The sequence below is a fragment of the uncultured Campylobacter sp. genome (assembly GCF_938017705.1).
Classification (GTDB): domain Bacteria; phylum Campylobacterota; class Campylobacteria; order Campylobacterales; family Campylobacteraceae; genus Campylobacter_B.
In genome coordinates this window covers 1-12,077 of sequence record NZ_CALIIS010000039.1, presented here as the reverse complement: position 1 = coordinate 12,077, position 12,077 = coordinate 1, and the positions used below count along the sequence as shown (strand labels likewise).

The 12,077-nt window shown below is 51.3% G+C and carries 15 protein-coding genes; 14 read left to right on the top strand and 1 reads right to left on the bottom strand.

Annotated elements, in window-relative coordinates:
* The coding region (locus tag Q0605_RS02365) for a hypothetical protein (RefSeq protein ID WP_298703870.1) at positions 1-225 on the top strand (225 nt) is incomplete at its 5' end.
* A gap of 36 nt (positions 226-261) precedes the next feature.
* On the opposite strand, the gene Q0605_RS02360 is transcribed toward Q0605_RS02365, so the two are convergent.
* On the bottom strand, positions 262-450 hold the full coding sequence (locus Q0605_RS02360; protein WP_298703866.1) for a hypothetical protein: 189 nt from the start codon (positions 448-450) through the stop codon (positions 262-264).
* Between the two features lie 653 nt (positions 451-1,103).
* On the opposite strand from Q0605_RS02360, the gene Q0605_RS02355 reads away from it, so the two are divergent.
* From Q0605_RS02355 to Q0605_RS02295, 13 genes are all read left to right on the top strand, one after another.
* Complete coding sequence (locus tag Q0605_RS02355) at positions 1,104-2,093, top strand: c-type cytochrome (RefSeq protein ID WP_298703863.1); 990 nt, start codon at positions 1,104-1,106, stop codon at positions 2,091-2,093.
* Between the two features lie 806 nt (positions 2,094-2,899).
* Positions 2,900-3,442 carry a 4'-phosphopantetheinyl transferase superfamily protein gene (locus Q0605_RS02350; RefSeq protein WP_298703860.1) on the top strand — a complete coding sequence of 181 codons (543 nt, stop codon included), beginning with the start codon at positions 2,900-2,902 and terminating at the stop codon, positions 3,440-3,442.
* Positions 3,439-3,855, top strand: coding sequence for a hypothetical protein (locus Q0605_RS02345; protein WP_298703857.1), 417 nt, complete (start codon positions 3,439-3,441; stop codon positions 3,853-3,855). The genes Q0605_RS02350 and Q0605_RS02345 overlap by 4 nt, the downstream gene beginning before the upstream one ends.
* The gene (locus Q0605_RS02340) at positions 3,836-5,323 is read left to right on the top strand and encodes a beta-ketoacyl synthase N-terminal-like domain-containing protein (protein WP_298703854.1); all 1,488 of its coding nucleotides are present in this window, start codon (positions 3,836-3,838) and stop codon (positions 5,321-5,323) included. Before Q0605_RS02345 ends, Q0605_RS02340 begins: the two co-directional genes overlap by 20 nt.
* Positions 5,320-5,748, top strand: a complete 429-nt coding sequence (locus Q0605_RS02335; RefSeq protein WP_298703852.1) for a hypothetical protein — start codon at positions 5,320-5,322, stop codon at positions 5,746-5,748. The genes Q0605_RS02340 and Q0605_RS02335 overlap by 4 nt, the downstream gene beginning before the upstream one ends.
* A complete protein-coding gene (locus Q0605_RS02330) occupies positions 5,741-6,379 on the top strand; it encodes an SDR family NAD(P)-dependent oxidoreductase (RefSeq protein ID WP_298703850.1) in 639 nt (212 codons plus the stop codon). The genes Q0605_RS02335 and Q0605_RS02330 overlap by 8 nt, the downstream gene beginning before the upstream one ends.
* A gap of 89 nt (positions 6,380-6,468) precedes the next feature.
* On the top strand, positions 6,469-7,698 hold the full coding sequence (locus Q0605_RS02325; RefSeq protein ID WP_298703848.1) for a beta-ketoacyl-ACP synthase: 1,230 nt from the start codon (positions 6,469-6,471) through the stop codon (positions 7,696-7,698).
* A gap of 10 nt (positions 7,699-7,708) precedes the next feature.
* Positions 7,709-8,131, top strand: a complete 423-nt coding sequence (locus tag Q0605_RS02320; protein ID WP_298703845.1) for an excinuclease ABC subunit A — start codon at positions 7,709-7,711, stop codon at positions 8,129-8,131.
* The gene (locus Q0605_RS02315; RefSeq protein ID WP_298703843.1) at positions 8,121-9,476 is read left to right on the top strand and encodes a beta-ketoacyl synthase chain length factor; all 1,356 of its coding nucleotides are present in this window, start codon (positions 8,121-8,123) and stop codon (positions 9,474-9,476) included. The genes Q0605_RS02320 and Q0605_RS02315 overlap by 11 nt, the downstream gene beginning before the upstream one ends.
* Positions 9,466-10,011, top strand: coding sequence for a hypothetical protein (locus Q0605_RS02310; RefSeq protein ID WP_298703840.1), 546 nt, complete (start codon positions 9,466-9,468; stop codon positions 10,009-10,011). Before Q0605_RS02315 ends, Q0605_RS02310 begins: the two co-directional genes overlap by 11 nt.
* Positions 10,012-10,565: 554 nt before the next feature.
* A complete protein-coding gene (locus Q0605_RS02305; RefSeq protein ID WP_298703838.1) occupies positions 10,566-11,321 on the top strand; it encodes a lysophospholipid acyltransferase family protein in 756 nt (251 codons plus the stop codon).
* Entirely contained in the window at positions 11,318-11,584 is a 267-nt protein-coding gene (locus Q0605_RS02300) for a phosphopantetheine-binding protein (protein WP_177388711.1), read from the top strand. Before Q0605_RS02305 ends, Q0605_RS02300 begins: the two co-directional genes overlap by 4 nt.
* The gene (locus Q0605_RS02295; RefSeq protein ID WP_298062739.1) at positions 11,577-11,855 is read left to right on the top strand and encodes an acyl carrier protein; all 279 of its coding nucleotides are present in this window, start codon (positions 11,577-11,579) and stop codon (positions 11,853-11,855) included. Before Q0605_RS02300 ends, Q0605_RS02295 begins: the two co-directional genes overlap by 8 nt.
* Positions 11,856-12,077: the final 222 nt, after the last annotated feature.

Here is a 12,077-nt window from a genome sequence, read left to right as displayed (position 1 = left end):
AAATTTGATGTAAATCCTGTCGGGCGCAGCGCAGTACGGCGGCAGAATTTTAACGTAATCCCGCGCGGCGCGGCAGTAGAGCTTAACGCTGATCTGACGCGATGCGGCTCCGCACGATACGGCTTAGCGATGGAATTTATACGACCGCCGGGCGCGGTTAAATTTTGTGCCGCCCGACACGGCTTGGAATTTTCAGAATTTAATGCGGCGGCTCGGTGCGATTAAATTTCGCGCTGTTTTAATTTAAGAGCATTTAAAATTTCATGCCGTTTTATTTAGGAGCGTTAGAATTTCATATCGCCGCATTACGGTGCCTGTCGCGCGAAATTTTATCTCGGCGGCGATAATTCTAAGCGGATACGGTTTGGCGCGGCGCGCAAGCAGATCCGACCGCCAAAGCCCAAATCCGCTTAAATTTAAAATTCCAAGCCCGTTTGGGTTAAATTTCAAACCTAGCGCCCGTTTAAGGCGCATGCAGGGCGAGCATAAATACGCGCGCCGTCCAAACGGCGCATGGACGAAACGATCCGCCTCGCCCTATCGCGCCGGCGAACCTAGATAAATTTCAAATGCGCCGGCGATCCTGCTGCGATGTACCGCGACATGCTTTTGCAAATCTCGCGCCGAAATACCAATTTGCGACTTGTGTTTCGGCAATATACCGCGGTTGCGCACGAGCGAAATGCCCGCCTAAATTTTACCCGCTCGCTTCTCGCAAGCGCTTGCATGCGCTCCGTATTTATACGCGGCGCGACGCCGCATCCACGACGCAAAAATGAAGCGGTTCGTGCGCGCGACACAAAAACGCAGCGGCGCGAAATACAGAGGTGCAGGAAACGGTCGAGCGGTGCACGAAACGAGCCGCAAAGCGAAGGCGCCCTTTAGATTTGCGCTCTCGCAAGCCTTCAAAAATAGGCTCTTTTTAAAATTTCTCCTGCGCGCAGATCGCAAAAATCAGCTTTTAAAATTTTTTCGCCCGCTCAAATTTTAAATTTCCCCTACGAGAGCTCTCGTAATTTCTCCTTTTTTTAAAATTTTAACGCACATTTAACTAAAAAATTCAATAATTTCAAATGTATATTTTACTTTTTAAAGGAGAACATATGAGAAAAACCACCCTTATTTTAGCGCTTCCGCTCTTTTTTACGCCCGTTTTAGGCTTTGATGTAGCCAAACTCAACGCCAAAAAAGTCGTGCCGTACGAGCAAAAGACGCAGGAGTTTAGACTGCCCGTAGGCATCAACGAAAACGGCGTCATAGACGAGGCAAAGCTCGGCGACTCGCCTTATGCAAAGACCGTCATCTACGGCGCGAAGCTCATCAACGAGACGACGAGGTATCTCGGACCGCAAGCAAAGGACGAAAAAATGCGCTTTGCGGGCAACAACCTATCCTGTTCGAGCTGTCATACGAGCGGCGGCGTCGTGCCCGATCAAAGCCCGTTCGTGGGTATCTACGCGAGATTTCCGCAGTATGTCGCGAGATCGGATCAGCTAGTCACGCTGCAAGACCGCATAAATGGCTGTTTTCAGCGCTCGATGGCGGGCAAAGCGATCCCTACGAACTCCAAAGAGATGCGCGCGATGATCGCCTACATGCACTGGCTCTCCGCAGGATATGAGGTCGGCGCAAAGCTAAAAGGCCAGGGGCTACCGAAGGCGCAGTTTTTAGACCGCGCGGCGGATCCTAAAAAAGGTGGCGAAATTTACGCCGCAAAATGCGCCGTCTGCCACGGCGAAAACGGCGAAGGGATAAAAAACGAGGGGTTTGCTCAAAGCGGCGATTACTACACATTCCCCGCGCTTTGGGGCGATGACAGCTACAATACGGGCGCCGGTATGTATAGGCTCATCGAAGGGGCGAGGTATGTCAAAGCCACTATGCCTAAAGGAGACGCCTCGCTAAGCTGGGAGGAAGCTTTCGACGTGACGGCGTATATAAACTCAAAACCGCGCAAGATCAAACCCGATAGAGAGAAAGATTTCCCCGACCTAGACGTCAAGCAGATGGATATGGACGTGGGGCCCTACAACGACGGATTTAACGAGAACGATCACCGCTTCGGCCCATACAAGCGCATGATCAAAAAATAAAATCAAACGCCGTCCTCGCGGCGACGGAATTTTGACGTAAATTTAATGCGGCTCGGAATTTAACGCAAACCTAGCGGCTGCGACTTTGCACAATACGGCTTAGCGACGGAATTTATATGACCGCCGGGCGCGGATAAATTTTATGCCGCCCGAGACGGCTCGGCTCGGAATTTTCGAAATTTAATCGCGGTTGCGGTAGCCAAACGCGGTTAAATTCCGAGCCGTCCTTTCAAGGGTAGCCAAATTCACGCTGCTTCATTGGGGCGCGGATAAAATTTCACGCTGTTTTATTCAAATGCGTTTAAATTTTAAACCGCCGCATTATGACGCCTGCTGCGTTAGGCACTGCTCGCGATTTTAAATTTCGCTTCGGAATTTTAAAATTTCATCGCATGACGCATCCGGATTTCATCGCAAAAACTCTAGCGCAAACGTCGCCAGCAACAGAGTTTTTAAAATTTCATCGTAAAATTTTTTAAAATTCCGCGCCGAGGCTTTCAAACCCTGCGCTGCCTGCCTCTTGATACAGCCACGCTAAAAATTTAACCAAATACGACGAACAAGGCGAGTGTAACGAACACAGCCGACGCCGCATAGCGACACGCGACGAACCAAAAAGCGCGCGACGCAGATCGAGCTAAATTTTAAAATTTTATTGCGCCAGAAGCCTTGATGCAAACACGATAAATTTTATGTTTTAGTGCGCCTTTGAGCCTAGTCGCATCAAATAGATTTTAAACGAAATTTCAACGCCGACGCGCTATTTTATATTTTTATAAAGACTATTTTAGTAAAATCAGAGCTTTATGAGCGAGATAAAAATTTTAATCACCGACGAGGATCTGTGCGCTCCGCGGCGGCTTTTGAGCAGGCGCGATAAGAAGCTGGCGCGCGCGCGAGCCCATCTGCGCGAGTTTCGCGTTTCGCGGGCGCTTAAGGCGCGCTTTAAAAAACGCGGCAAATTTTGCATCTCGCACAAAAGCGCGGATGGCAAAACGATCGTCACCGTGGGTTTTGCGAGGCAAAAATTCGGACTCGATCTTGAAATTTTAAAACCGCGGAATTTTGCCGCAGCGAGCGAGTTTTGTTTCAACGCCTTTGAGCGCGAGCTTTTAGCGGCGGCGGACGAGAGCGAAAAGACGCTCGTTTTTTATAAAATTTACACGATCAAAGAGGCGCTGATTAAGGCGCGAAGCCTGGGTTTTTACGCGCTTGCTCGCGTGGGGCTGGCGCGCGGCGCGGAGGGAGAGGTTCTGGCGCTTGATGAGCGCGGCAGGGCGTGGCACTACAAGAGCTATATTTTGGAGGGCGAAATTTTGATTTCGCTCGTTTTTAGGGAGAATTTTTGAGACCTGTTTATCGTTTTTACGCTATTTCTAAAACGGCTTTCATTCTGCTTTGCACCGCGTTTTTTATAGACGGATGCGCGCGCAAAGCGCCTGAGCAGATAGCGGAATTTAGCCAAAAGCAGTTCATCCTGACGGACGAGCTCGGCGTAAAAAGCAGAGCCCTAATCTCAAAAATTTCGCCCGCAAGCGGCGAAGATGGCCGCTACAAGCTCGTCTGGCTCGATATGCTAGGCGCGCCGATCGCACGTAAAATTTTATCGATCAAAGGCGGAGAGGCTAAATTTCGCAACGACGGCTTCCTGCCGCCCGATTCGCAAAGCGAACGAGTATTTTTAGTCCTGCTTGAGAATGCGGATAAAGCAAATTTCACCATAAACGCAAAGGGGCGCCGATATGACGCAGTATCTAAGTAACCCTGGGCTCATCTGTGCGGGCGCAAACAGCGCCGCAGAGCTTTTTGGCGCGCTGTGCGAAAAAAGATCCGCGTTGCAAAAGCTTAGCGTCTGCGGTAAAAATTTCATCTTTGGGCGCGTGGATACGCCGCTGCCGCAGATCAAAGATCGCGCTTACGCCACGCGCACGAACGCCCTGGCGCTTTACGCTTGCCTCGGCGTGCAGGGGCAGATCGAGCAAGCCGTGCAAAAATTCGGCGCGCACCGCGTAGGAGTAGTGTTTGCGACCACCAACACCGGCGTGCAGGAAAACTATGCGGAATTTTTCGCTTGCGGCAAAGACGCGGGAAATTTTATCTCGCAAGACGGCGAGAGCTCCGCGCCGCGCAGTGAAATTTCTACTGCAAACGGCGAAAATTTCGCCAAAATTTCAAAAAACGCAAACGATAAATTTAAAAACTTCTGCTTCGAGCGCAACTCCCACGCAAACCTCGCAAATTTTATCCGCGAACGCTTTGGGCTAAAATCCGTCGCGATCGGAGTTTCTAGCGCTTGCACCAGTGGAAACAAAGCTCTCATCGAAGCTTCGCGCCTCATCTGCGCGGGACTTTGCGACGCGGTCGTATTTGGCGGCGCCGACGCATTAGACGAGCTCACGCTGCAGGGCTTTAGCACGCTTGAAATTTTAAGCGAGCAGCCGCTAAAGCCGTTTTCAGAGGCGCGATCAGGTACAAATCTGGGCGAGGGAGCCTGCGCATTCGTGCTTTCGCGCGAGCGCATAAGCGATGTTGCGTTTTTGGCTCACGCCGCAAACTCCGACGCCTACCACATCACCAAGCCCGATCCTAGCGCGCGCATGCAGATCACGGCGATCAAAACCGCGCTAAAATCGGCGCAGCTGCAAAGCGTGGACTACGTAAATCTGCACGGCACGGGCACTGCGGCCAATGACGCGATGGAGGCCTTGGCTATGAGCGCCGCCCTACCCTTAGCGCCCGCAAGCTCGTCCAAATGGGCGATCGGACACACTCTGGGCGCTGCGGGGGCGATCGAGCTTGCCGTATGCTACGAGGCGATCAGACAGGGCGTGATCCCGCCAAATTTTACAAACGATAAATTTTGCGGCTCGGAGGCTGAAATTTTTCATAGCGCGCAGGCGCGGTACGGCGAGCGAAACGATGAAATTTTAAATAACGCAAGCGATCAAATTTTATGCAGCTCGGGCGGTGAAATTCTGCAAAACGCGCAGGGTGAAATTTCAAAAAGCGGCGCGGATGAAATTTTGACTGCGTCTAAAGCTTTGCAAGACGCAGGCGATAAAATTTTAAAATACGCCGCGGATCAAGCTTCGCAAACGAGTGAAATTCCGGCTGCGCTGTCTAAATTTAATCTCGCATGCGAAGCCAAAAAAGCGCGCGTAGATACCGCGATGAATCTAAGCTTTGCTTTCGGCGGAGACAACGCCGTAACCATAATAGGACGCGTATGAGAGCCTCTAGTATCCTACCGCAGAGCGGATATATGGTCTTCGCAGATGAAATTTTAGAGATTAGCGACGGATATGCGAGCTGTGCGTTTAGCGTTAAAGAGGACTCGCCGTTTACCGAAAACGGCGAACTAGGCAGCTACGCGTATATGGAGATAATGGCGCAGTGCATCGGCGCCTATTCGGGCTACCGAAATGACGGCGAGGCAAGGCTCGGGTTTTTGCTGGGCGTGCGAAACCTGGATATTTCGCGCGCAAGCCTGAAAGTAGGCGAGCGCGTAATTACGACGGCGAGGCAGAGCGTAAGCGACGGTGAGGGGCTATATATCTTCGACTGCGAGATCCGCTGCGGCGGCGAACATATCGCAAGCGCCACACTTAGCGTAATGCGCGCGAGCGACGAAATGATAAAGAGTATAAATGGCTAAGAGAATTTTAATTACCGGAGCAAGCGGCGGTATCGGCGAGGCGTGCGCGTTAAATTTAGCGCAAAAAGGCTACGGCTTGGCGCTAAACGGGCGCAACGAAGCAAAGCTTAATGACGTAGCGAAACACTGCTTGGACGTAGGCGCAGCGGAGGTTCAAATTTTAAAATTTAACGTCGCAGATACCGCTGCGGCGCAGGAGCAGATCGAAGCAGACATAGAGGCAAACGGCGCGTACTGGGGCATCGTGCTAAACGCTGGCATCACGCGGGATAACTCTTTCGTATGGTTCGAGCGCGAGGATTGGCAAAGCGTGATAGATACGAATTTAGGCGGGTTTTATAACGTCCTAAAGCCCGCACTGATGCCGATGATCCGTGCCAAAAAGGGCGGACGTATCGTCGTGATGAGCTCGGTTAGCGGAATTGCCGGCAACCGCGGTCAAAGCAACTATGCCGCTAGCAAAGGAGGCCTAATCGCCGCGGCAAAATCGCTAGCGATAGAACTTGCAAGCCGCAAGATCACGGTAAACGTCGTGGCTCCCGGGCTCATCAAAACAGCGATGAGCGAGAGCATAAACGAAGCCGCAAGCGAGCAAATTTTAAGCGCAATTCCGCTGGGCCGTATCGGCTAGCCGAGCGAGGTGGCACATTTGGTAGAGTTTTTGCTAAGCGAAAATTCCGCATACATCACAAAAGAGGTTATTAAAATAGACGGTGGATTATGTTAAATAGAGTAGTTATTACGGGTTTTGGCAACGTCTGTGCATTCGGGCGGGACTGGGCGAGCATCAAGTGGAATTTGGCGCAGCAAAAAAGCGCCGTGGTTTATATGAGCGAATGGGATATCTTCGGCGAGGAGCTAAATACGAGGCTGGGCGCGCCGATACCAAACTACGCGCCGCCTGCGCACTGGAACCGCAAAGATACCCGCTCGATGGGCAAGGTAGCGATGTTTGGCGTAGATGCTGCGGGCGAAGCTCTGGCGGATGCGGGTCTTTTGAAGGACGAGCACATAAAAGACGGTCGTATGGGCGTCGCAGCGGGTAGCTGTAGCGGCGATGCAAAGGCTACTGGCGAGGTCATAGATATTTTGCATAGCAAGGATAGCACCTTCAACGCCAACTCATACGTAAAGATGATGCCTCACACCGTCGCTGCAAATATCGCGATCTACTACGGACTAAAAGGTAGGCTCATCCCCACGAGCTCTGCGTGCACGAGCGCGTCTCAAGCGATCGGCTACTCCTACGAAGCGATAAAATTTGGCCTTGCGGATATGATGCTGGCAGGCGGCGCGGATGAACTACACCCAAGCCAGGCATTCGTGTTTGACAAGCTCTACGCGACAAGCTGCAAAAACGACACCCCTACCCTCAGCCCCGCGCCCTTTGATATAGCGCGCGATGGACTGGTTTTGGGCGAAGGCGGCGCTATGTTCGTGCTAGAAAGCCTCGAAAGCGCACTTGCGCGCGGCGCTAAAATTCACGCCGAGATAGTGGGCTTCGGCACGACCTGCGACGGCACGCATATCACCCGCCCGCAGAGCGAGACTATGCGCGCGGCGATGCAGCTGGCGCTCAAAGATGCCGCAATTTCGCCGGATCTCATCGGGCATGTAAACGCCCATGCTACGGCGACCAGACAAGGCGACGTCGCGGAATCTATGGCGACGCATGAAATTTTCGGCTCGCAAATGCCAGTGAGCTCTTATAAAGGCTATTTGGGTCATACTTTGGGCGCGTGCGGGGCGCTGGAGAGCTTCATCTCGGTGATGATGATGAATGAGGGGCTATTCTATCCGAATCTAAATTTACGTGATATCGATCCGCAGTGCGCGCCGCTTAGGTACCTCACGCAGCCGCAGGAGATAAAGACGGACTATGTTATGAATAACAACTTCGCTTTCGGCGGCGTAAACACATCTTTGATTTTTAAAAAATTTATCGACTAAAGGAGAGAAAATGAAAAAATTTCTATTTTTCGTAGTTGCGACGCTTTTTGTCGCTAATTCGGCTTATGCCAAAAACGATATCGTGCGCTTCCCGATCGCTGCGGCACTCGCGGAGCCCGACGCTAAAGCCAAGCTTGATCCGAACATAAAATTCTACTTCGGTAACAAATCCGTAGGCAGAAAGATCACGCAGCAGCTAAGCTCGAATAAAAAAACAAACAGCATCAATAAGACCGATCAAGCTGCATGCAACCGCGCGTTTTTATCGGCGCTGCTTAGTTTCCAAGATCGCGCCAAAAAAGAGGGCGGAGACAAGGTCGTCAACATCACGAGCTACTATTACAAAAACGTTTTCGTGAGCGACAAAGAGTTTGAGTGCGGCGTAGGCTCGATAATGAGCGGCGTCACGCTAAGAGGCTATATTGCAAAATAAACTAAGCTTCGGCATATCTTACGCAAGCGCGATAATTTCGGGCGAGCCGGCGGAGTTTTATAAAAACCTCGCCGCTTGCTCGGACAGAATTTTCGAAGTAAGCTTAGACGGAAATTCCGATCTCTTTTGCGATACGGATCAAAATTTTACGTATGATTTCGCGTTAAATTCTACGCAAGATTTTACAGATACTCGGGACTACGAGCAGAATTCTATAAATCCCGCAAATTTTGCAGCGTGCGAAAATGGGGTTTTACAAAAAAGCTCCGTAGGAAATTTAAAAATTTCTGCTCACGCCCGCTTAAAAGATGAAATTTTAGCGCTCGAAGCTTTAAAGAAAAAGCCAGCTCTTGCGCACATCCCGCCGTTGCAACGCCGCCGCTTGGGACTTGGGGCGAAACTTTGCATCTCGCTTTTAGGCGAAATTTCGCAAAATGCGCCGCAGAGTTTAGCCGAGAAGGGCTCCTTAAATCCTGCGTCGCAAAATTTAGACGCGAGCAAAAGTCGCACCGCCGTGCAAAACCCATCGCCGCAGGATTTTTCAAGCGAAAATTCTTTAAATTTTATGCCGCAAAATTTAAATTCGGCGCCGCAGGATTTCACAAATGAAAATTCTTTAAATTCGATAAGGCAAAATTTAAAAGCAAGCGATGATACCGCGACGCAGCGCGAAGGGCTGCCGCTCGTCTTTTGCTCGCGCCTGGGCGAGATCAACCGCTGTTTTAGCCTGCTCGGCTCGATGAGCGAAAGCGTCTCGCCTTCGAGCTTTTGCGTCAGCGTACTCAACGCGATTGCGGCGCAAAATGCGATTTTTACGCAAAACCATGCCGAAATTTCGACGATCTCTGCGGCGTGCGCGCTCGAAAACGGCGCAATAATCGCAGCTACGAGGCTGAAAGAAAGCGCGGAAAATTTCGGCTCCGCGCAGGACGCAAATGAAGCAGGCAAGGACGGCGAATGCAAGTTGGATGACGGTAAAATCGCCCTGCTCTGCTATTTTGAGGAGGTAAATAACGACTATCTGAAGCGCTGCGACTTCGCCTGTGCCCTACTTCTGGTGCTTCAGCGCGGAGATGACGTGCAGATCGAAATCTCTCCGCACGTTGTGGACGCGACGGCACAGAGCCTAGAGGCACAAAATCCAAAATCGCGAGCCGAGAATGAAATTTTACGAAGCTTTAAAAAAGGCGGCGAGATCCCGCTAGATACCGCGGTGGAATTTTTGGCTAAAATCCTCTCCGGCAAGCATGAATGGCGCAGCAGCGACGGGGTTTTGGACTATCTTTGGCGCGTCAAAGATCCAGCCAAAATCGCAGCTTTTTTAAGGCAAAATCGTGAGCGTTAAAATAGCAAAATTTCATCGCATGAGAAAGCGCGGCGAGACGAGCAAATTTGATCAAAATCTCAGGCTACACGGAGCCTCAAAGGCGAGAACGACGAGCTTTAAATTTAGCCGCTCCGCCAAACGCGGATATGGTGAAAGTTTTAAATTTAGCCGCGCTACCAAACACGAGCTCGCCCAAACGGCGCATCTTAAAAACTCGCCGAAAGGGCGCGCGCCATACGCCGCCAAATCGCGTTGCAATGAGGCGCGCTGCGAAAATACGCCGCCGAAGCATACGCAACGAACCCAAAAAAATCCGCCTAAACGGTGCGAGCTGCGAGCCATAAAAATTTTACCGCAGCGGCGCGTAGAAAACACCGCACAATTCCGCTATAAAGACAGATGCGGCGAGCCGAAATGCTACGCGCGACAAGCTGCAAATTTCATAAATTTAGCAGTGCAAAGCTTGGGCTACGAGTTTAAATTTAGCCGCGCGATGAATAGAGCGACCGCTCAGGCAAGATGCGCACGACAAGGCGGTTGCGATGAATTTTAAATTTTGCGGCGCCGCAAGTTATAAATTTAATCAAAGGGCACGTCATACGGCGGCGCAAAAACAGCGTATACGGCGCTTCGCAGAAATTTCCTCGCGGCGGCGCGCGTGGCAAGTCGCCGAAATTCTACCGCAACGATATGTGCAGCAAAAGATAGAAGCTCCATCGCAGCAATACGCACGACGAAGCATGCGGCAAACTGCGGAAATTTCACCGGAGCAATACATACGGCAAGCGGCAAGAATTTTACAAAATCGCAGTTTACCGCGCGCTGCAGAAATTCTATTGCTTCGGCACATACGCGGCGCCGAGGTCGCCTCCGCTCAGACTATAAAAATTCTATTGCTTCGGCACACATCGCAAGGCGAAATATCGCGCGCAGAGAACCGCAAAAATTTCATTGCGATACAGCAGGCGGCAAGCCGTAAAATTTTATCGAGATCGCGCACATGATGAACCATCAAATCACCGCCGAAAGCTGTAAAATCTCCGCTAAAAGCCGCAAAATCTCCAACGAGAGCTGCTGCGAAATCTCCGTCGAAAGAGGCGCCACGCGATGAAACAGACAGATCCGCTAAGGCGCAAAATCAAGCAGATCGGCATCGCGCTGTGCTTTGCAAGCTTCGGCGCGCTGTGTATGATAGGCAACCTACTCTTCCTCCCGGTAGCGCTGCTGAGGCTAAACCCCATAGAGGTCGTGCGAAATTTCGTGCGTGATTTTATAATGATCTCGTGGCGCATATTTTTGCTACTCGCGCGACTTTACGGCAGCATCGGCGTGAACTGGCGCTGCAAGCTCCCGCCTAGCGGCACTCTCATCATCGCAAACCACCCTAGCCTGCTTGACGTGGTGATCTTTTTAGCCCACGTGCGGCGCGCAAACTGCGTAGTCAAGGAAAGTCTGTGCAAAAACCCCTTCCTCTCCGCCGCTATCGCAGCCGCGGGCTACATCCCAAACACCGGCTCGGAAGCGATGATAGATGCGTGCCGCAGCGCCCTTGCGCGAGGAGAAAGCCTAATCATCTTCCCCGAGGGCACGCGCACCGCGGATCGCATCGCCATGCACAAAGCGGCGTTTTACATCGCGATAAATTTCGCAAAAAACATAAACTGCGTCGCGATAAAAATGGATCCTAAAAGCCTAAAAAAAGGACAAGTATGGTACGATACGCCCGAGGTTCGGATGAAATACGACCTCTACGAGCTGTGCGCGCTGGATCTAACGGGCTTTGAGTCAGATCGCCCAAACCCGATCCGAGTGCGCAAACTCTATGAAAAAATATCAAATCTATATGAAAAGGAGAATCTGTGAACGAAGAAATTTTGGAGCTTAAGGAGCTGATCATTTCGGGGCTGAACCTCGAAGACGTCGCGCCAGGCGACATAAATGACGATGAGCCGCTTTTTGGCGACGGGCTCGGGCTCGATTCGGTCGATGCGCTGGAGCTCGGGCTTTTGGTGCAGAAAAAATACGGCATCGTGCTTAACTCAAAAACCCAAAATTTAAAGCAAATTTTCTCATCCGTTGCGTCTTTGGCGCAATACATAGCCGAAAATAGGAGTAAAAATGAGTAAAGATGAAATTTTTGAAATTTTAAAAAAGGCGCTCGTGGAGCTTTTCGAGATCGACGAGAGCAAGGTCGTGCCTGAGGCTAAAATTTACGAGGATCTGCAGATCGACAGCATCGACGCGATCGATCTGGTCGATTACGTCAAGAAAAACACAGGCTACAAGCTGATGCCCGATGATTTTAAAAACATCCAAACTCTCGGCGACATCGTGGATGCCGTAGCGGCGAAGCTCGATCAGGGCGCGAGTGGGGAAACTACGGGCGGTGAGAGTTAAATTTCGCCGCCCGGCGCGGTAAGGTCGCGGGTGTAGCGGCTTGGTAGTTTACTTTGCGGCAGCACAAAGACGGCGAGCGAACGGACAACATAGGCGTCGTTTATTTTACGGCGCGCGGCGGTTCGGAGCGTGCGGAAAATATTAATTAAAGGTGCGCGGCGAGCGGCTTTTACGGGCTTAGCGCTTAAGCGGCACGACACAAAGTCCGCTTAACCGTCACTT

Coding starts and splice junctions, on each gene's coding strand:
- Q0605_RS02355 (WP_298703863.1), top strand. CDS start 1,104: ATGAGAAAAACCACCCTTATTTTAGCGCTTCCGCTCTTTTTTACGCCC.
- Q0605_RS02350 (WP_298703860.1), top strand. CDS start 2,900: ATGAGCGAGATAAAAATTTTAATCACCGACGAGGATCTGTGCGCTCCG.
- Q0605_RS02340 (WP_298703854.1), top strand. CDS start 3,836: ATGACGCAGTATCTAAGTAACCCTGGGCTCATCTGTGCGGGCGCAAAC.
- Q0605_RS02335 (WP_298703852.1), top strand. CDS start 5,320: ATGAGAGCCTCTAGTATCCTACCGCAGAGCGGATATATGGTCTTCGCA.
- Q0605_RS02330 (WP_298703850.1), top strand. CDS start 5,741: ATGGCTAAGAGAATTTTAATTACCGGAGCAAGCGGCGGTATCGGCGAG.
- Q0605_RS02325 (WP_298703848.1), top strand. CDS start 6,469: ATGTTAAATAGAGTAGTTATTACGGGTTTTGGCAACGTCTGTGCATTC.
- Q0605_RS02320 (WP_298703845.1), top strand. CDS start 7,709: ATGAAAAAATTTCTATTTTTCGTAGTTGCGACGCTTTTTGTCGCTAAT.
- Q0605_RS02305 (WP_298703838.1), top strand. CDS start 10,566: ATGAAACAGACAGATCCGCTAAGGCGCAAAATCAAGCAGATCGGCATC.
- Q0605_RS02295 (WP_298062739.1), top strand. CDS start 11,577: ATGAGTAAAGATGAAATTTTTGAAATTTTAAAAAAGGCGCTCGTGGAG.